At 65.7% G+C, this 17,797-nt stretch carries 19 protein-coding genes; 11 read left to right on the plus strand and 8 right to left on the minus strand.

Features of this window, described 5'->3' with window-relative positions; all coding sequences use genetic code 11:
* Window positions 1-2 precede the first annotated feature (2 nt).
* Both uvrD and CCZ28_RS16585 read right to left on the minus strand, forming a co-directional pair.
* Window positions 3-2,171 (minus strand): DNA helicase II, encoded by a 2,169-nt coding sequence (uvrD, locus tag CCZ28_RS16580; RefSeq protein ID WP_140219728.1) that lies wholly within the window; start codon window positions 2,169-2,171, stop codon window positions 3-5.
* 154 nt (window positions 2,172-2,325) lie between these two features.
* Entirely contained in the window at window positions 2,326-2,844 is a 519-nt protein-coding gene (locus tag CCZ28_RS16585) for an Hcp family type VI secretion system effector (protein ID WP_017639168.1), read from the minus strand.
* Between the two features lie 344 nt (window positions 2,845-3,188).
* On the opposite strand from CCZ28_RS16585, the gene hexR reads away from it, so the two are divergent.
* Together hexR and CCZ28_RS24755 are read left to right on the plus strand one after the other, a co-directional pair.
* Entirely contained in the window at window positions 3,189-4,058 is an 870-nt protein-coding gene (gene hexR, locus CCZ28_RS16590; protein ID WP_140219730.1) for a transcriptional regulator HexR, read from the plus strand.
* Window positions 4,059-4,132: 74 nt separating this feature from the next.
* Window positions 4,133-4,354, plus strand: a complete 222-nt coding sequence (locus CCZ28_RS24755) for a PA3496 family putative envelope integrity protein (RefSeq protein ID WP_140219732.1) — start codon at window positions 4,133-4,135, stop codon at window positions 4,352-4,354.
* On the opposite strand, the gene CCZ28_RS16600 is transcribed toward CCZ28_RS24755, so the two are convergent.
* Complete coding sequence (locus CCZ28_RS16600) at window positions 4,284-5,258, minus strand: LysR family transcriptional regulator (RefSeq protein WP_140219734.1); 975 nt, start codon at window positions 5,256-5,258, stop codon at window positions 4,284-4,286. The genes CCZ28_RS24755 and CCZ28_RS16600 overlap by 71 nt on opposite strands.
* 135 nt (window positions 5,259-5,393) lie before the next feature.
* On the opposite strand from CCZ28_RS16600, the gene CCZ28_RS16605 reads away from it, so the two are divergent.
* The 8 genes from CCZ28_RS16605 to CCZ28_RS16635 all read left to right on the plus strand — a co-directional run bounded on the left by CCZ28_RS16605 (window position 5,394) and on the right by CCZ28_RS16635 (window position 12,977).
* Window positions 5,394-6,809, plus strand: a complete 1,416-nt coding sequence (locus CCZ28_RS16605; RefSeq protein WP_058761387.1) for an acetyl-CoA carboxylase biotin carboxylase subunit — start codon at window positions 5,394-5,396, stop codon at window positions 6,807-6,809.
* Window positions 6,810-6,822: 13 nt separating this feature from the next.
* On the plus strand, window positions 6,823-8,628 hold the full coding sequence (gene oadA / locus CCZ28_RS16610) for a sodium-extruding oxaloacetate decarboxylase subunit alpha (RefSeq protein WP_140219736.1): 1,806 nt from the start codon (window positions 6,823-6,825) through the stop codon (window positions 8,626-8,628).
* 149 nt (window positions 8,629-8,777) lie between these two features.
* Window positions 8,778-8,909, plus strand: a complete 132-nt coding sequence (locus CCZ28_RS24855) for a hypothetical protein (protein ID WP_276613501.1) — start codon at window positions 8,778-8,780, stop codon at window positions 8,907-8,909.
* A gap of 210 nt (window positions 8,910-9,119) precedes the next feature.
* Window positions 9,120-10,010 carry a metal ABC transporter substrate-binding protein gene (locus CCZ28_RS16615; RefSeq protein WP_140219738.1) on the plus strand — a complete coding sequence of 297 codons (891 nt, stop codon included), beginning with the start codon at window positions 9,120-9,122 and terminating at the stop codon, window positions 10,008-10,010.
* Window positions 10,007-10,777 (plus strand): metal ABC transporter ATP-binding protein, encoded by a 771-nt coding sequence (locus tag CCZ28_RS16620; protein ID WP_140219740.1) that lies wholly within the window; start codon window positions 10,007-10,009, stop codon window positions 10,775-10,777. The genes CCZ28_RS16615 and CCZ28_RS16620 overlap by 4 nt, the downstream gene beginning before the upstream one ends.
* A complete protein-coding gene (locus CCZ28_RS16625) occupies window positions 10,777-11,631 on the plus strand; it encodes a metal ABC transporter permease (RefSeq protein WP_140219742.1) in 855 nt (284 codons plus the stop codon). Before CCZ28_RS16620 ends, CCZ28_RS16625 begins: the two co-directional genes overlap by 1 nt.
* Window positions 11,631-12,476 (plus strand): metal ABC transporter permease, encoded by an 846-nt coding sequence (locus CCZ28_RS16630; RefSeq protein ID WP_140219744.1) that lies wholly within the window; start codon window positions 11,631-11,633, stop codon window positions 12,474-12,476. Before CCZ28_RS16625 ends, CCZ28_RS16630 begins: the two co-directional genes overlap by 1 nt.
* Window positions 12,477-12,542: 66 nt before the next feature.
* Window positions 12,543-12,977, plus strand: coding sequence for a CBS domain-containing protein (locus CCZ28_RS16635; protein WP_140219746.1), 435 nt, complete (start codon window positions 12,543-12,545; stop codon window positions 12,975-12,977).
* A 72-nt stretch (window positions 12,978-13,049) separates the two neighbouring features.
* Here CCZ28_RS16635 and CCZ28_RS16640 read toward each other — a convergent pair whose 3' ends face one another.
* From CCZ28_RS16640 to CCZ28_RS16655, 4 genes are read right to left on the minus strand one after another with little or no spacing between them, the layout of a single operon-like run.
* Window positions 13,050-13,730: a GNAT family N-acetyltransferase gene (locus CCZ28_RS16640; RefSeq protein WP_140219748.1), complete on the minus strand. Its 681-nt coding sequence runs from the start codon at window positions 13,728-13,730 to the stop codon at window positions 13,050-13,052.
* Window positions 13,727-14,176: a GNAT family N-acetyltransferase gene (locus tag CCZ28_RS16645; RefSeq protein ID WP_140219750.1), complete on the minus strand. Its 450-nt coding sequence runs from the start codon at window positions 14,174-14,176 to the stop codon at window positions 13,727-13,729. Before CCZ28_RS16645 ends, CCZ28_RS16640 begins: the two co-directional genes overlap by 4 nt.
* 17 nt (window positions 14,177-14,193) lie before the next feature.
* A complete protein-coding gene (locus tag CCZ28_RS16650) occupies window positions 14,194-14,670 on the minus strand; it encodes a GNAT family N-acetyltransferase (protein WP_140219752.1) in 477 nt (158 codons plus the stop codon).
* A gap of 13 nt (window positions 14,671-14,683) precedes the next feature.
* Window positions 14,684-15,316 (minus strand): FMN-binding negative transcriptional regulator, encoded by a 633-nt coding sequence (locus tag CCZ28_RS16655; protein ID WP_140219754.1) that lies wholly within the window; start codon window positions 15,314-15,316, stop codon window positions 14,684-14,686.
* A gap of 82 nt (window positions 15,317-15,398) precedes the next feature.
* Here CCZ28_RS16655 and CCZ28_RS16660 point away from each other — a divergent pair, with 82 nt between their 5' ends.
* Window positions 15,399-16,823, plus strand: coding sequence for a PLP-dependent aminotransferase family protein (locus CCZ28_RS16660; RefSeq protein ID WP_240795173.1), 1,425 nt, complete (start codon window positions 15,399-15,401; stop codon window positions 16,821-16,823).
* 4 nt (window positions 16,824-16,827) lie between these two features.
* Here CCZ28_RS16660 and CCZ28_RS16665 read toward each other — a convergent pair whose 3' ends face one another.
* Window positions 16,828-17,682 (minus strand): LysR family transcriptional regulator, encoded by an 855-nt coding sequence (locus CCZ28_RS16665; protein WP_140219758.1) that lies wholly within the window; start codon window positions 17,680-17,682, stop codon window positions 16,828-16,830.
* Window positions 17,683-17,797: the final 115 nt, after the last annotated feature.

Below are 17,797 nucleotides of genomic sequence, written 5' to 3' on the forward strand. Positions count from 1 at the left end.
GGCTAGAGCGGCTCGAGCTTGGCGTAGCTCACCATCAGCCACTTGCTGCCTTCTGAGGTGAAGTTCACCTGTACCCGTGCATGGGCACCGGAGCCTTCGTAATTGAGGATGACACCCTCACCGAACAGGGCATGGCGCACCGGCTGGCCGAGGCTGAAGGTGGTTTCCGGGACCGGCGCCTGGGCGAAGGGGTTGGGGCGGTTGCCGGCGAAGGGCTGCTTGACCGCATTGGACAGCCGCACCTCCTGGATCAGGCCGTCCGGTACTTCGCGGACGAAGCGCGAGACTTTGTTGTAGGTTTCGCTGCCATAGAGCCGGCGGGTTTCCGCATAGCTCATCACCAGCCGGCGCATGGCGCGGGTGATGCCCACATAGGCCAGGCGGCGCTCCTCTTCGAGGCGGCCGGGTTCTTCCAGGCTCATCTTGTGCGGGAACAGCCCTTCTTCCATGCCAGCCAGGAACACCAGGGGGAATTCCAGGCCCTTGGCGCTGTGCAGGGTCATCAGCTGGACGCTGTCTTCGTGGCTGTCGGCCTGGGTATCGCCGGATTCCAGGGCCGCATGGTCGAGGAAGGCCGCCAGGGGCGTCATCTCCTCGTCGCCGCTGAAGTCGAAGGAGCGCGCGGCGCTGACCAGTTCTTCCAGGTTCTCCACCCGGGCTTGGCCCTTTTCGCCCTTTTCTTCCTTGTGGAAGGTGACCAGACCGGTCTGCTCGATGATCTGCTGCACCAGGTTGTGCAGGGACAGGTCCTCGGCCTTGAGTGCCAGGGTGTCGACCAGTTCGACGAAGGCATTGAGTGCCGAGGCGGCGCGACCCGACACGGCGCGGGCGCCGACCAGATCGTGCAGGGCCTGCCACAGCGAGGTGTTCTGGCCCCGCGCGGCAGTACGCAGCGCATCGACGGTCTTCTCGCCGATGCCGCGCGGCGGCACATTGATCACTCGCTCCAGGGCGGCATCGTCGTGACGATGCTGGATCAGCCGCAGATAGGCCATGGCGTTCTTGATCTCGGCGCGCTCGAAGAATCTCAGGCCGCCATAGATGCGATAGGGGATCTTCTCCCGCAGCAGGGCCTCTTCCAGCACCCGTGACTGGGCATTGGAGCGGTAGAGGATGGCCATCTCGCTGCGCCGGATGCCCTTCTTGAATTCGCTCTCGATGGTCTCGACGATGTAGCGCGCCTCGTCGTGCTCGTTGAAGCCGGCGTAGAGGGTGATGGCATCGCCTTCGCCGGTATCGGTCCACAGCTCCTTGCCGAGCCGGCCGAAGTTGTGGGCGATCAGGCCGTTGGCGGCCTTGAGGATGGTGTCGGTGGAGCGGTAGTTCTGCTCCAGGCGGATGATCTCCGCCGAGAAATCCTCGTTGAACTGCTGGATGTTCTCGATCTTGGCACCGCGCCAGCCATAGATGGACTGGTCGTCGTCGCCCACCACCATGAGGCTGGCGCCATTCTGGGCGAGCAGCTTGAGCCAGGCGTACTGGACGGCGTTGGTATCCTGGAATTCGTCCACCAGCAGGTGCTGGAAACGCCGCTGGTAGTGCGCCAGCAGATCCGGATTGTTGCGCCAGAGGTCCAGGGCACGCAGCAGCAACTCGGAGAAGTCGATCACCCCGGCGCGGGCGCAGGCCGCCTCGTAGGCTTCGTAGATGCTGCGCATGGTGCTGAGGAAGAGGTCACCGGCGGCCTGGATATGTTGCGGCCGCAGGCCTTCGTCCTTCTGGCCGTTGATGAACCATTGCGCTTGGCGCGCCGGCCAGCGCTGCTCGTCGAGACCCAGCTCGCGGATCACCCGCTTGACGATGCGCTGCTGGTCGTCGCTGTCGAGGATCTGGAAATTCTGCGTCAGGCCCGCTTCCTGCCAATGGGCGCGCAGCAGACGATGGGCCAGGCCGTGGAAGGTCCCCACCCACATGCCCTGCGGACTCATCCCCAGCAATTGCTCGATGCGATGGCGCATCTCGGCGGCGGCCTTGTTGGTGAAGGTCACCGAGAGGATGGAGTGCGGCGAGGCGTGCTCGACCTGGATCAGCCAGGCGATGCGGTGCACCAGCACCCGGGTCTTGCCCGAGCCGGCACCGGCCAAGACCAGTTGGCGACCCAGGGGCGCGGCCACGGCCTGGCGCTGGGCGTCGTTGAGGGAATTGAGCAGCAGGGAGATGTCGTCGTTCATCGCCGCATTCTACCGATGCGGCGAAAGGAGCGCCAAACCAGACGGATGGGAGGCGAGGGCGGTTTCAGGGGGGCGCAACAGCAGAGGGACCTCCGACCAGACAGGCTGGCCGGAGGCGGGGCAGAGGACCGAACAGGCCCACGCGGGCCTGCCGTCAGGCGGCGATCGGCGAACGCCAGTCGTCGGAGCCGGAGGTGCCGGAAACCTCGTGGGTCCAGACGATCTTGCGATAGGTGAAGTAGACGTCTTCCAGATGGGTGAAGTGCGCCATGCTCGGATCCTGGCAGTTCGGCATGCGCGACTGGACGTCGACGATGATGGCGTCTTCCAGTTCGATGGTGAAGTAGTGCTCCTGGGTGCCGGTGGCCGAGGTGCGGTACCACTCCAGACGGCACTTGCCCAGCCGCTCACCGGAGGTGAGGGCGTTGAAGATCAGCGGCGAGGCCTTGTCGAAGACCTTGGTGATCATCAGTGGCTTGTGCACACGCTGACCGGTGGGCTGGCCGGATTGGGGATCGCGGGGAATGATCACTTGGTGATTGAAGGCCTGGACCAGGATCTGGTCTTCGTGGCCTTCCTGGAAGATGTTGCCGACCGAGTCTTCGGTGAAGGTGCCGGCGGTGATCAGACCTTGCTTGGTGCCTTCGAGGGACAGATACGCGGGTGTTGGCATGGTGCTCTCCTTGCCTGGTTGATGGGCTTCATGGCCCGGGTGAGCCATACCAAGACAAGGCTCGTGCCAGATTCTAAAAATTCCTTTCCAATCAATTGGCTAGGAGCTCACTGGCGGGAGTGGCCAGGCCCACTGTGCGCGACTGCTCAAAGAGTTGCGCAGAAGCTTGCGCGCAAGAGGAGAAAAGCTGTCTGGTGCAAGGTAGTCAGGTGTCCAGATGACTACCGGAACGCCGTTTTCGATGCGAGAGGGGACGTGCTGAATCGTAATGACCAGAAGCCTTGCCAACGGTTATGTAGTATAAGTACGACGCACTACATCCGCCCGCTAGACGAGATACGCCTGTGAACCTCATGCAACATATTGCTCAATCCCGCCACCTGCTGCGCAAGTCGGAGCTCAAGGTCGCCGAGCAGGTCATGGTGGATCCGGCAGCCGTCATGCACAGCTCCATGGCCGATCTCGCCCACAACGTCGGCGTGAGCGAGCCCACCATCGTGCGCTTCTGCCGGGCCATCGGCTGTGATGGCTTCCAGGATCTCAAGCTGCGCCTGGCGCAGAGCCTGGCGGCGGGGGCCAGTTTTGGCCAGTTCGCCATCCACGAGAACGATGCGGTGGAAGACTTCAGCCTGAAGATCTTCGACACCACCCTGCATACGCTCATGGACGTGCGCGAGCGGCTCGACATGCGCGCCCTGGAGACGGCCATCGAGGCCATCGCCAATGCCCAGCGGGTGATGTTCTACGGCTTCGGCGCCTCGGGCTCGGTGGCCAACGACGCCCAGCACAAGTTCTTTCGCCTGCAGCTGAGCGCCACCGCCTATTCCGATCCACACATGCAGGCCATGTCGGCGGCGACCCTGACGCCTTCCGATGTGGCCATCTGCATTTCCCAGTCGGGGCGCTCCAAGGACCTGCTGATCACCGCCAACCTGGTGCGCGACAACGGCGCCGCCCTGATCACCATCTGCCCGGGGCAGACGCCGCTGGCCGATCTGTCCACGGTGAACATCGCCATCGATGTCCACGAGGACACCGATATCTATGTGCCCCTGACCTCGCGCATCGCCCACCTGGTGGTGATCGATGTGCTGGCCATGGGCGTGGCCATGTCGCGTGGGCCGGCGCTGGTCGAGCACCTGAAGAGTGTGAAGCGCAGCTTGCGCAGCCTGCGCCTGTCGTCGAAATCGACCAAGCACAGCGACACCCAATAGTCGTCTTACTGTCGCCAAACGGTCACCTGCAAGGGGGAAGCTGCCCATTCCGATCCCAGCCCGGAGGAATTGGCATGACCGCTCTCGTCCAGGAATCCAGCGTTCGTCTCGACAGCAAGACTCGCAGAAAGCTACAGGATCAACGGCGTATGAAGTTTCGCCGTGCCATCGAGGCGCGTGCCGAAGAGCAGCGGCTCGCGGTCGAACTCGATGAATCGCTGTTCCTCAATCAGCTGCTGGACGAACGCCAGGCGCAGCGCTTGCAGCAGGTTCCAGGGCGATACCTAACGCATTGATCAGGCTGCGCTGGCTGCGCAGGTAGTCGACGAAGGCCTGGGCCACCGGCGAGAGCGGCTTGCCGCGCGGATGGACCACGCACCAGGAGCGCCGCAGTGGCAGCTCGGCGACGTCCAGCTCGATCAGGCTGCCGGCGACCAGATCGCTGCGAATGGCCTGACGCGGCAGCAGGGCCAGGCCCAGGCCGGCGCGGACGGCTTCGCGTTGCGCCTCGAAGGCACCGATCTCCAGCTGCTCGGCGAAGTGCGCGCGCTTCTGCTTGAGGTAGTCCTCGCAGGCCTGGCGCGTGCCGGAGCCGGGTTCGCGGACCAGCAGGGGATAGGCCGTCAGCTCGCGTAGGGTCAGTCCCTTGCGCCCCGCCAGAGCATGACCAGGACGCGCCACGGCGACGATGGCATTGTCCAGCAAGGGCAGGAACTCCAGGTCCGAACCGCTCGGTACGACGGACATCAGGGCTACGTCCTCGCGATTTTCCGTCAGCCGCCGCAGCACCCGGACGTGGTTGCCCACGGTCAGCGCCAGGTTGACCTGGGGGTGGCTGTTGCGGAACTGGCTGAACAGATGCGGCGCCAGGTACTGGGCGCTGCTTTCCACACCCAGGCGCAACTGCCCGTGCAGGGCGCCGCGTAGATTCGACAACTGCATGTCCAGGCTGCCCAGCCGTGCGAACAGATCACGACCAGTCTGGCGCAAGGCCTCACCGGCCTCGGTGAGATAAAGGGTGCGATTGAGGTAGTTGAACAGCGGCGCGCCCACCACCTCTTCGAGCTGACGCACCTGCAGGCTCACCGCGGGTTGAGTTAGCGCCATGATGTCGGCGGCACGGCTGTAGGAGCGCGCCTCGCACACGGCTTCGAATACCTGCAGTTGGCGAAAGGTGAGCCGCATCAAGGGTTTACGCATGGGCTGGTGCCATCCATAAGTGGGAGCTTATGTAGTATCCAATAATTATTTATTTTCCATAAGAGAGACCCTGGCGTAGCGTCGAGACACGGCAATAAAAGCAGGCTGCAACAAGCCGTGAATAAGGAGCCAGGTGTGATCAAGAAGATACTCATCGCCAACCGGGGCGAGATCGCGGTTCGTATCGTCCGGGCATGTGCCGAGATGGGCATTCGCTCGGTGGCGGTCTATTCCGATGCCGATCGCCAAGCGCTCCACGTGAAACGTGCTGACGAAGCCCATGGCATCGGCAGCGATCCGCTCGAGGGCTATCTCAACCCGCGCAAGCTGGTGAATCTGGCGGTGGAGACCGGTTGCGATGCGCTGCATCCCGGCTACGGTTTCCTCTCCGAGAACGCCGAACTGGCGGAGATCTGCGCCCAGCGTGGCATTCGCTTCATCGGGCCGTCCGCCGAGGTGATTCGGCGCATGGGTGACAAGACCGAGGCGCGCCGCAGCATGATCGCCGCCGGGGTGCCCTGCACGCCCGGCACCGAAGGTAACGTGGCAGATCTGGCCGAGGCCCTGCGCGAGGGCGATCGCATCGGCTATCCGGTGATGCTCAAGGCCACCTCCGGCGGAGGCGGTCGCGGTATCCGCCGCTGCAATTCGCGCGAGGAGTTGGAACAGGCCTATCCGCGGGTGATTTCCGAGGCGACCAAGGCCTTCGGTTCGGCCGAAGTGTTCCTCGAGAAATGCATCGTCAATCCCAAGCACATCGAGGCGCAGATCCTCGCCGACAGCCATGGCAACACCGTGCACCTGTTCGAGCGCGACTGCTCCATCCAGCGGCGTAACCAGAAGCTGATCGAGATCGCCCCCAGCCCGCAGCTCACCCCCGAGCAGCGCGCCTACATCGGCGACCTGTCCGTGCGCGCGGCCAAGGCGGTGGGCTACGAGAACGCCGGTACCGTGGAATTCCTGCTCGCCGAAGGCGAAGTGTACTTCATGGAAATGAACACCCGGGTGCAGGTGGAGCACACCATTACCGAGGAAATCACCGGCATCGACATCGTCCGCGAGCAGATCCGCATCGCGTCCGGCCTGCCGCTGTCCTTCGCCCAGGAAGATGTCCAGCACCGCGGCTTCGCCCTGCAGTTTCGCATCAACGCCGAAGACCCGAAGAACAACTTCCTGCCGAGCTTCGGCAAGATCACCCGCTACTACGCACCGGGTGGCCCGGGGGTACGGACCGACACGGCCATCTATACCGGCTACGTCATCCCGCCGTACTACGACTCCATGTGCCTGAAGCTGATCGTCTGGGCGCTGACCTGGGAAGAGGCCATGGATCGTGGCCTGCGCGCCCTGGACGACATGCGCGTGCAGGGGGTGAAGACCACCGCGCCCTACTACGAGGCCATCCTGCGCGATCCGGAATTCCGCAGCGGACGCTTCAATACCAGCTTCGTGGAAAGCCATCCGGAGCTGACCCAGTACTCGATCAAGCGCAACCCGACGCACCTGGCCATCGCCATCGCCGCCGCCATTGCCGCCCATGCCGGTTTGTAAGGACGACAGAACAATGAAAACCATCCAGATCACCGACACCATCCTGCGTGACGCCCACCAATCGCTGCTGGCGACCCGCATGCGCACCGAAGACATGCTGCCGATCTGCGCCAAGCTCGACCAGGTCGGCTACTGGTCGCTGGAAGTCTGGGGCGGCGCCACCTTCGACGCCTGCGTGCGCTTCCTCAAGGAGGATCCCTGGGAGCGCCTGCGCCAGCTGCGCAAGGCTTTGCCCAATACCCGCCTGCAGATGCTCCTGCGTGGCCAGAACCTCCTGGGCTACCGGCACTACAGCGACGACGTGGTCGAGGCCTTCGTCGAACGCGCCGCGGCCAATGGCACCGACGTCTTCCGCATCTTCGATGCCATGAACGATGTGCGGAACCTGGAAACCGCCATCCGCGCGGTCAAGGCCACCGGCAAGCACGCCCAGGGCACCCTCTGCTACACCACCAGCCCGGTGCACACGGTGGCGGCCTTCGTCGACCAGGCGCGGCGCATGGCCGACCTGGGCGTGGATTCCATCGCCATCAAGGACATGGCCGGCCTGCTCACGCCCTATGCCACCGGCGATCTGGTGAAGGCGCTCAAGGAGGCCCTGTCGCTGGATGTGGTGGTGCATTCCCACGACACCGCCGGCGTGGCTTCCATGTGCCAGCTCAAGGCGGTGGAGAACGGCGCCGACCGCATCGAGACGGCGATCTCCAGCATGGCTTGGGGCACCAGCCATCCGGGTACCGAATCCATGGTCGCCGCCTTGCGTGACACCCCCTACGACACCGGGCTGGATCTGGAGCTGCTGCAGGAGATCGGCCTGTACTTCCATGCGGTGCGCAAGAAGTACCACCAGTTCGAGAGCGAATTCACTGGCGTCGACACCCGGGTGCAGGTCAACCAGGTGCCGGGCGGCATGATCTCCAACCTGGCCAACCAGTTGCGCGAGCAGGGTGCCCTCAATCGCATGAACGAGGTGCTCGAGGAAATCCCGCGGGTGCGCAAGGATCTGGGCTACCCACCCCTGGTGACCCCGACCTCACAGATCGTCGGCACCCAGGCGTTCTTCAACGTGCTGGCCGGCGAGCGCTACAAGACCATCACCAACGAGGTGAAGCTCTATCTGCAAGGCCGCTACGGCAAGGCCCCGGGCGAGATCTGCGAGCAGCTGCGCAAGCAGGCCATCGGTCAGGAAGAGGTCATCGACGTCCGTCCCGCCGATCTGCTCAGCCCCGAACTGGCGCGCCTGCGGGCCGACATCGGTGACCTGGCCCAGAGCGAAGAAGACGTCCTGACCTTCGCCATGTTCCCCGACATCGGGCGCAAGTTTCTCGAAGAGCGCGCTGCCGGCACCCTGGTGCCGGAAGCCTTGCTGCCCATCCCCAGTGCGGATGGTGTGGCGGCCGTGGGCGGCCAGGGCGTGCCGACCGCCTTCAGCGTCGACGTGCATGGCGAGACCTACCAGGTGGACATCACCGGCATTGGCCTGAAGACCGAGGGCAAGCGGCACTTCTATCTGTCTATCGACGGGGTGCCGGAAGAGGTGGTGTTCAAGGCCAGTGGCGACTTCGTCGCCGAGGGTGGCCAGCGGCGGCGCCAGGCGGAGCGTCCGGGCGATGTCAGCACCACCATGCCGGGCAACATCGTCGAGGTACTGGTGAAGGAAGGCGATCAGGTCAAGGCCGGGCAGGGCGTGCTGGTCACCGAAGCCATGAAGATGGAAACCGAGATCCAGGCGCCCATCGCCGGTACCGTTACCGCGGTACGGGTGGCCAAGGGCGACCGGGTGAATCCGGGTGAAGTTTTGATTGAAATCGAAGGCTGAGATCACTTCGATTTCCCTTGGGGGCCAAGAGGCCCCCTTTTTTATGGGGACTCTCTATCCGTTCGATTGATAAAAAGCACTAACACCTTCCGATAGGGTCTGCTATTAAATATAGCCATGGCTATAACGATCCCTTCGGAGGATTCGCGATGCTGAAGCAAATGAAGAGACGCGCTCTGCGTGGCCTGCTGGACCTCCTGCTCGACCAGCCTGCCCAGCAGCGCCCGGCACAGCCCAGCCAGGCGCGCCACCCCCAAGGCGCAGGGGTCCAGCCGCGCTAACGCCGTTCGCGCCCTTGCCCGAGGCGAGGGCGCACCAAGCCCCACCGATCCCATCCCAGGCCACTCGGCAATCGGCAGAGTGACCTTGTCTTGTCTCCCAACCCACAGCGAAGCGGGCCTTCATCCAAGGTTACAAAGTCTCCGCGCACTCTCGATAGGTTGTGCTATCTAATTTAGCCAAGGCTATACATTTGGCGAGAGGCGGAGCGGATGCTGAAAGAGACGAGACGCTGGGCGCTGGCGGGTCTGCTGGGATTGCTGTTGGGCAATGCCCAGGCCGCCGAGCCATTCAAGGTGGTGACCACCTTCACGGTGATCGCCGACATGGCGCGCAATGTGGCCGGGGACGCCGCCCAGGTGGAGTCCATCACCAAGCCCGGTGCCGAGATCCACAACTACCAGCCTACCCCGGGCGATCTGCTCAAGGCGCGCGATGCCCAGCTGGTGCTGTGGAATGGCCTGAATCTGGAGCTATGGTTCGAGCGGTTCTTCAGTCGTATGAAGGAGGTGCCCAGCGCTGTGGTTTCCCAGGGCATCACGCCCATTGCCATCGCCGAGGGGCCCTACGCCGGCAAGCCCAATCCGCATGCCTGGATGTCGCCCACGGCGGCCTTGGTCTATGTCGACAACATCCGCGATGCCCTGGCCGAACACGATCCGGCCAATGCCGACACCTACAGACGCAACGCCGAGGCCTACAAGGCGCGCATCACCGCGACCCTCGAACCCCTGCGCCAGCAATTACAGGCGATTCCCAAGCCGCGTCGCTGGCTGGTGTCGAGCGAAGGCGCCTTCAGCTACCTGGCCCGCGATCTCGGGCTCAGGGAGCTCTATCTGTGGCCGATCAACGCCGATGGGCAGGGCACGCCGCAACAGGTACGGCGGGTGATCGAAACGGTACGCGCCGAGCGCATTCCGGCGGTGTTCAGCGAGAGCACGGTCTCCGCCGCGCCGGCCGAGCAGGTGGCGCGGGAAAGCGGCGCGCGTTACGGCGGGGTGCTCTATGTGGATTCCCTCAGCGCTGCCGACGGTCCGGTCCCCACCTATCTGGAGCTGCTGCGGGTAACCACCGCGACCCTGGTGCAGGGGTTGGCGCCATGATCGCCCTCGACGGGGTCAGCGTGACCTATCGCAACGGCCACAGCGCCTTGCGCGATGCCAGCCTGGTGGTGCCTGGTGGCTCCATCACCGCGCTGGTCGGAGTCAATGGCAGCGGCAAGTCGACGCTGTTCAAGGCGATCATGGGCTTCGTGCCCCTCCGCAGCGGCCAGGTGCGGGTCGATGACTTGCCCGTCGCCCAGGCGCTCAAGCGCAATCGGATCGCCTATGTACCCCAGAGCGAGGACGTGGATTGGGACTTTCCGGTACGGGTGGAGGACGTGGTGCTCATGGGGCGTTACGGCCGGATGAATTTCCTGCGCCTGGCGCGGGCTGCCGATCACCAGGCGGTGGACGCCGCCCTGGCCCGGGTCGGGCTGACCGAGCTGCGCAAGCGGCAGATCGGTGAACTCTCCGGTGGCCAGAAGAAGCGCGTCTTCCTGGCGCGCGCCCTGGCCCAGGACAGCCGGGTGATCCTCCTGGACGAACCCTTCACCGGGGTGGACGCCACCTCCGAGCGCGCCATCATCGAGTTGCTCCAGGCGCTGCGTGCCGAGGGTCGCGCCATGCTGGTCTCGACCCATGACCTGGCCAGCATCGAGCGCTTCTGTGACCGTACCGTGCTGCTCAATCGCACCGTGCTGGCCCAGGGGCCGACGACCGAGGTGTTCACCCGGGAAAATCTGGAGCGCACCTTCGGCGGTGCCCTGCGCCTGTTCGACGGCGGTCGCCCGGCGTCGCAGCCGCCCCGGTGGCGGGAGCGGGCCTGATGGAGGTGCTGCTGGAGCCGCTGGCCTACGGCTACATGAGGAATGCCCTGGGTGCCGCCGCCCTGGTGGGCGGACTCTGCGCCTTTCTCTCCGCCTACCTGATGCTCAAGGGCTGGTCGCTGATCGGCGATGCCCTGTCCCATGCCGTGGTGCCGGGTGTGGCCGGCGCCTATCTACTGGGGCTGCCGCTGGCCCTGGGCGCCTTTGTCGCCGGTGGCGCGGCGGCGGGGGCCATGCTCGGGCTACGGCAATACACCCGGCTCAAGGAGGACGTCATCATCGGCCTGATCTTCAGCGCCTTCTTCGGCGGCGGCCTGTTCCTGGTGTCCCTGGCGCCAGTGGCGGTGGACATCCAGACCATCGTCTTCGGCAACATCCTGACCATCACCCCGGAGGCCAGTCGCCAGTTGCTGATCATCGCCACCCTTTCCCTGCTGGTACTGCTGCTCAAGTGGCGCGATCTGCTGCTGGTGTTCTTCGACGAGGGCCAGGCGCGTGCCTGTGGACTCAATCCCACGTTGTACCGGCTGCTGTTCTTCACCTTGCTGGCGCTGAGCACGGTGGCGGCGATGCAGACGGTAGGTGCCTTCCTGGTCATCGCCCTGGTGGTGACGCCGGGTGCCACCGCCTATCTACTCAGCGACCGCTTCGCGCGGGTGGTGCTGATCAGCGTGGCCATCGGCGTCGGCAGTGGCCTGCTGGGCACCTACCTCAGCTACTTCCTCGATGGCGCCACCGGTGGCTGCGTGGTGGTGCTGCAGACGCTGATCTTCCTGTTGGCCTTCGTGCTGGCGCCACGCCATGGCCTGCTGGCCAACCGGCGGCGGGCGCGGCAGACGGCGGAGGAGGGCTGATGGACTGGCTGCGACTGGTCCTGGAAGTCGACTTCATGCGCCAGGCGCTGCTGATGGCCGTGCTGGTGGCCGTGCCCACGGCGCTGCTGTCGTGCTTTCTGGTACTCAAGGGCTGGGCGCTGTTGGGCGATGCCATCGCCCATGCGGTGTTTCCCGGCCTGGTGCTGGCCTCGGCGCTGGGTGCGCCACTGGTGGCCGGCGCCTTCGTCGCCGGGCTGGGCTGTGCCCTGGCCACCGGTTACTTGAAGCGTCATAGCCGGGTGAAGCAAGACACCCTGATGGGGGTGGTCTTCTCCGGCATGTTCGGCCTGGGGCTGGTACTGCACGCCAAGTTGGCCACCGACTTGCACCTGGACCATATCCTGCTCGGCGATCTGCTGGGGGTGACCCCGGCGGCCTTCTGGCAGATGGCGGTGATCGCGGCCGTGGTGACGGTGGTGCTGGCCTGCAGTTGGCGCGATCTGCTGGTGCTGGCCTTCGATCCGGCCCAGGCGCGGGCGCTGGGTCTCCGGGTGGGTCTGCTGCACTACGGCTTGCTCGGGCTCATTGCCCTGACCGTGGTCGGTGCCTTGCAGACGGTTGGCATGGTGCCTGTGGTGGCGTTGTTGATCGCGCCCGGCGCCACGGCTTTCCTGCTCACCCGCTCCTTTGGTGGGATGCTGCTGGTGGCCACGACCTTGGCGGTGGCGGCGGCCGTAGGTGGCGTGCTGCTGAGCTTCGTCTGGGACAGCGCCCCGGCGCCGACGCTGGTGGTATTGCTGACCGCCGGCTTCCTGCTGGCCCTGACATGGCGTCTGTGGCGGGATCGACGTCGCTCGGACGATAAGGGTGTTCAATCGGCCTGATGTAATCGGCTCACTGGCCCTGCCAGGCGTTCCCGGTCACGCTCGCCTTCCCTCAGGAGAACAATCATGAAAACCGTCGCCCAGTTGCTCGCTGCCAAAACCCAGCAAACCGTCTACACCACCACGCCGGAAGCCTCGGTGCTCGAGGCGCTGCAACTGATGGCGGACAAGAACGTCGGTGCCCTGCCGGTGTTGCGCGGTAACGAACTGGTCGGCATCGTCAGCGAGCGTGACTATGCGCGCAAGATGGTGCTGCAGGGGCGCTCTTCCTACGCCACCCCGGTGAGTACCATCATGACCGCCGCGGTGATCATCATCCTGCCGCAGCAAACGGTCGCCGATTGCCTGGAGTTGATGACCGAGCATCGCCTGCGCCACCTGCCGGTGATGGGTAATGGTCAACTGATCGGCTTGCTGTCCATCGGCGACCTGGTCAAGGAAACCATGGTCGAGCAGGCCGAGTTGATCCGGCAGCTGGAAGGCTACATCCGCGGCGAATGAGCCTCCCCAGGCCAGCGCTGAGCGGCGCTGGCCTCCTCCGTGGTAAACCTCCTTCGCCCGCCCCGCTCCGGCCTAGACGGCCGAAGCGGCGACTACCGCCAGGGCGTTGCGTTGCCGGCCCTTGGTATCGAAGTTGTCCACGGCCAGCCAACGCCGGAAGCCGGCAGCCACCGCCGGCCATTCGTGGTCCAGCAGGCTGAACCAGGCGGTGTCGCGATTGCGGCCCTTGACCACCCGGTGCTGGCGGAAGAGGCCTTCATAGCGAAAGCCCAGGCGCTCGGCGGCTCTTTTCGAGCGGGCGTTGGCGGCATCGCACTTCCATTCCAGCCGGCGATTGCCCAGGGCGAAGGCTTCCTGCATCAGCAGATACACGGCCTCGGTGGCCAGGGGCGTACGCTGCAGGCGCCCACCGAAGGCGACATGGCCGATCTCGATGCTGCCGTGTTCGGGGACGATACTCATCAGGCTAAGCTGGCCCAGGGCGCGACCGTCGCGTGGGTCCACCACTGCATAGAACAGCGGATCGCGGCCCGGGGCCAGTCCCGCCAGCCAGGTCGCGAAGGCCGCCTGGTCGGCGAAGGGGCCGTAAGGCAGGAAGTCCCAGAGCGTCGGATCGGCCCTTTCGCCGGCCTGCAGCTCCAGCCAGAGATCGGCGCCATGGCGCGCCGGATCGAGGGGCTCCAGGCGTACGTACTGGCCTTGGAGTGGGCGAGGCTGGGGTGGGCGGGCAGGGCTCCAGGCGAGGGTGGTCATGGGCGCTCTCCCAAGAGCTGGCGGTACTGGATGAAGCCGGAACGGGCGGCGATACGGTCGTAGAGCTGGCGCCCCGGATAGTTGGTCTCCTGGGTGAGCCAGTGCACCCGGTCGCAGCCGTCCGCTTCGGCACGGGCATAGACGTGTTCGATGAGCTTGCGACCCAGGCCACCGCCACGATGGCCCTCGGCGACATAGAGATCCTGCAGGTAGCAGTAGTCGGTCTCGGTCCAGCAGGAGCGGTGATAGATGAAATGCACCAGTCCTAGCGGCCGTTCACCCTCCCAGGCGAGGGCGCCGTGGATGGGCTCATTCGGATCGAGCAGGCGCTGCCAGGTGCGGGCGTAGGTGATCTCCGGCAGGACGGTTTCGTAGAAGGTCAGGTAGGCCTGCCAGAGGTCGTGCCAGACGGCGTGGTCGTGCTGGGTGAGGGGGCGAATGGTCATGGGGGCTTTCCACAGGCTCAGGGTTCTTCGGGGGTAGAGATCGATGATGGCGTGGCGGCACAGAGGTGCTGGTATTGGAGATAGCCGGAGCGCTCTGCTAGCCCATCGTAAAGCCGTCGAGCGCTGCGGTTGGTCTCGTGGGTGAGCCAATGGACACGATCAGAGCGGACCTCGTCTGCCTGGCGATAGACCTCGGCGATCAGTTGCCTACCGATGCCTCTTCCCCGGCTGTCGGCGGCGACATAGAGATCTTCCAGGTAGCACGACAGCCCCTCCGTCCAACAGGAACGGTGATAGATGAAGTGCACCAGCCCCAGCGCACGGTCGTCCTCCCAGGCGAGGGCGCCATGGATGGGCTCGCGCGGATCGAGCAGGCGCCGCCAGGTACTGGCGTAGGTGGTCTCCGGCAGGACGGTCTCGTAGAAGGCCAGGTAGGCCTGCCAGAGGTCGTGCCAGGCGGCGTGGTCGGCCGGGGTGAGGGGGCGGATGATCATGGGTGGCTCCGCTTTAGGAAGGATCGCTCATCAGCTCGCCCAGGGCCCGCGCGCTGGGATCGGCGCTGGTGGCCAGGCCTTGGCGCACCCCCTCGCGGTCGGCGGCGTTGCGATTCTGGCTGAGCTTGGCGATGCCCTGAAGGCTGTCGATGGGCAGGCGCAGGCCGCGGATGGCGCGCAGCATGCCCTGCAGGTAATCCGCCGGGGCATCCGCTACCTGCCAAGGTTGGGCGCGGCGGGCTTCGTGCTGGTCGGTAAGGCGCTCCAGCAGCGGCAGCAGGCGCTCGGGCTCATCGAATACCTCCACCGTGCCGCGGGCATGTACCGCCTGGTAGTTCCAGGTCGGGACTACCCGTCCATGCTCTGCCTTGCTCGGGTAGAAGGCCGGGCTGACATAGGCCTGCGGACCCTGGAATACCGCCAGTACCCTGCCATCCTCGACCAGCGCCTCGGCCTGGGGATTGCTGCGTGCCAGATGGCCGTAGAGGGTGCCATAGGGGCCTTCGCTCGGGTCCAGCCAGAGCGGCAGGTGGCTGACCAAGGGACCGGTCGCGCTCTGGCTCATTAGCAGTGCCAGGGCGTGGGCCTGCAGGTGCTGATGCAGGCTGGGCAGGTCGTCGAGACGGAAGGCGGGATTGGGGTACATGGGAGCGATCTCTCCAGCGGTGTCTCGCCATGCTAAGGTCGGCTTTGGCTCTCTGTAAGAGCCAATTCCTGCCATTTTCAGGGTGCCAATCATGCTGGGTTTCGATCCTTCCGGTCTGCTGCTGGAACCTGGGCAGGGCCTGGCGCGGCAGCTCTACCAAGGCCTGCGCGGGCGCATCCTGGCCGGCGCGCTGGCGGCTGGCGTGCGGCTGCCGGCCAGTCGTGAATTGGCGCGGCTGCTGGGCGTCTCACGCAACACCGTGACCGTCGCCTACGAACAGCTGCTGGCCGAAGGTTTCCTCGACAGCCGCCCGGGTGACGGGACCTATGTCGCCGGCGCGACCCAGGCGCTGTCCGATCAGACCGGCACGCCACCGGTGGCGCCACAAGCCCCTGTCAGCGCGCCGTCCGGTGCACCACGCGCCTTTCAGGTCGGCATTCCAGCCATGGATCTGTTTCCCTTCGCCACCTGGGCACGGCTGCAACAGCGCTTCTGGCGCCATCCAGAGGCGGCGCTGCTAGGCTATCGCGCGCCAGGCGGCGAGCCCCGATTACGGCGGCTGCTTTGCGCCTATCTGCGCCAGGCGCGCGGACTGGTCTGCACGCCCGAGCAGATCCTGATCACCACGGGCGCCCAGCAGGCCATCGAATTGTGCGCTCGCTTGCTGTTGGCGCCTGGGGCGCTGGCGGCGATGGAGGATCCCGGCTACCGCGCGGCGGGCCTGGCGCTGCAGAGTGGCGGGGCGCGCTTGCAGGGGGTACCGGTGGATGGTGCGGGGCTGGTAGTGGACCGGTTGGCCCATCAGCGCGACTGCCGGCTGGTCTATGTCACCCCCTCGCACCAGTATCCCACCGGCGCCGTGCTCTCCCTGCCGCGGCGGCTGGCGCTGCTGGACTGGGCACGGCAAACGGACGGCTGGATCGTCGAGGACGACTATGACGGCGAATATCGTTATCAGGGTGCCCCGCTGGCGCCCCTGGCCGCGCTGGATCGCCACGGTCGGGTGCTCTATGTCGGCACCTTCTCCAAGATCGCCTTTCCCGGCTTGCGCCTGGGCTATCTGATGGCCCCGCCGGCCCTGGTGCCCGAACTGCTGGCCTTGCAGCGGGCCGGCATCCGCCATCTCGACAGCGCCACCCAGACGGTCATGGCCGATTTCATCGAGCAGGGTCACTTCCAGCGCCACATCCGCCGCATGAGACGCGCCGCCCGCAGCCGCCGCGACGCCCTGCTGGCCGGCTGGCCCCAAGTCACCGGTTGCGCCGTACCGAGTGTCCCCGTGGCCGGCTTGCACCTGTGCCTGCCGGTAGAGAGCCTGGCCCGCGAAGCCGAGCTGGTGGCCAAGGCGGCGGCGGTCGAGGTAGAGCTCAATCCCCTGTCGCGCTACTGGCTAGCCGAAGGCCCGACCCCGCCCGACGCCCGCGCCGGCTTGGTGCTGGGCTTTGCGGCGGTGCCGGAGGAACGGATCGGCGAGGCGCTGGCGAGGTTGCAGGAGGCCTGGAGCTAAGAGGCTAGCCCTGGCGCCGATGCTCACCGAAGGCGGCGGTGATGGCCCTCAGCGTCGCCCGGGTGCGGGGATCGGTCAGCGACGAGTGCAGCTCGATGGCCTGGGAGGGTATGGCGGGTAGCCCCAGGGCAGGGCCGACGTCCACCAGCGCGGCGGTCGCCAGTCGGCGGGGAAAGGCAGCCACCGCCAGGCCTGCTGCGAGTGCCGCGGCGACTGCCGAGGTACCGCCGACGAAGACGCTTGTCCAGGGAATGCCGGCCGCATCCAAGAGGCGGTTGGCCGGGTCTCGTACGGCGCACCGTGTCAGGTAGCTGGCGAGGCGCAGGGGTTCGCCGGGGCGCGGGGCGAAGTCCGCCGCGGCGTACCAGCCGAAGTGCTCGGGACCGAGCACCTCGCCCTGCCGGCTATCGTCGTCGCTGCGGATGATGACGGCATCGAACTCGCCCCTGTCGTAGGCGCCCAGCAGGGCCGGTGCGTCGTCCACCGAGACCTCCAGGGTCAGGCAAGGATCGAGCGCCTTGAGCCGCGCCAGCAAAGTTGGCACCTCGGGACCGAAGAGGTGGATGGCGATGCCCAGAGTGAAACGGCGGCTCGTCTGGTCGTTCAAGGCCGCGAGGGCCTGTTCGTGGGCGGCGAGAAAATCCCGGGCCCGCGGGAGGAAGCGTTCTCCGCCGACCGACAGTCGCACCTGGCGCGGCGTCCGCTCGAGGAGTCGTTCGCCCAGACGGTTTTCCAGCCGCTTGAGCTTGACGCTGAGGGCGCCCTGGGTCGAGCCGAGGACTTCTGCCGCCCGGGTGAAGCTGCGCAGCTCGGCGATGGTGACGAAGGCCTGCACCGCATCGACATCGAGACTCTTCACTCAGCCATCCTTTTTTGTTGTCACTGAAATAGCCAACCATACGATTGTTAAATAAATCGTGGGGCGGCATGTTCGCAACCTCTAGCCGATCGCCCTTGGCGGCCATTACCCGGAG

This window comes from Pseudomonas oryzihabitans (assembly GCF_006384975.1).
Classification (GTDB): Bacteria; Pseudomonadota; Gammaproteobacteria; order Pseudomonadales; family Pseudomonadaceae; genus Chryseomonas; species Chryseomonas psychrotolerans_B.

Coding starts and splice junctions, on each gene's coding strand:
- CCZ28_RS16635 (WP_140219746.1), top strand. CDS start 12,543: ATGAAAACCGTCGCCCAGTTGCTCGCTGCCAAAACCCAGCAAACCGTC.
- CCZ28_RS24855 (WP_276613501.1), top strand. CDS start 8,778: ATGCTGAAGCAAATGAAGAGACGCGCTCTGCGTGGCCTGCTGGACCTC.
- CCZ28_RS16615 (WP_140219738.1), top strand. CDS start 9,120: ATGCTGAAAGAGACGAGACGCTGGGCGCTGGCGGGTCTGCTGGGATTG.
- CCZ28_RS16585 (WP_017639168.1), bottom strand. CDS start 2,844: ATGCCAACACCCGCGTATCTGTCCCTCGAAGGCACCAAGCAAGGTCTG.
- CCZ28_RS16650 (WP_140219752.1), bottom strand. CDS start 14,670: ATGATCATCCGCCCCCTCACCCCGGCCGACCACGCCGCCTGGCACGAC.
- CCZ28_RS16620 (WP_140219740.1), top strand. CDS start 10,007: ATGATCGCCCTCGACGGGGTCAGCGTGACCTATCGCAACGGCCACAGC.
- CCZ28_RS16600 (WP_140219734.1), bottom strand. CDS start 5,258: ATGCGTAAACCCTTGATGCGGCTCACCTTTCGCCAACTGCAGGTATTC.
- CCZ28_RS16655 (WP_140219754.1), bottom strand. CDS start 15,316: ATGTACCCCAATCCCGCCTTCCGTCTCGACGACCTGCCCAGCCTGCAT.
- CCZ28_RS24755 (WP_140219732.1), top strand. CDS start 4,133: ATGACCGCTCTCGTCCAGGAATCCAGCGTTCGTCTCGACAGCAAGACT.
- CCZ28_RS16645 (WP_140219750.1), bottom strand. CDS start 14,176: ATGACCATTCGCCCCCTCACCCAGCACGACCACGCCGTCTGGCACGAC.
- CCZ28_RS16625 (WP_140219742.1), top strand. CDS start 10,777: ATGGAGGTGCTGCTGGAGCCGCTGGCCTACGGCTACATGAGGAATGCC.
- CCZ28_RS16640 (WP_140219748.1), bottom strand. CDS start 13,730: ATGACCACCCTCGCCTGGAGCCCTGCCCGCCCACCCCAGCCTCGCCCA.
- uvrD (WP_140219728.1), bottom strand. CDS start 2,171: ATGAACGACGACATCTCCCTGCTGCTCAATTCCCTCAACGACGCCCAG.
- CCZ28_RS16630 (WP_140219744.1), top strand. CDS start 11,631: ATGGACTGGCTGCGACTGGTCCTGGAAGTCGACTTCATGCGCCAGGCG.
- oadA (WP_140219736.1), top strand. CDS start 6,823: ATGAAAACCATCCAGATCACCGACACCATCCTGCGTGACGCCCACCAA.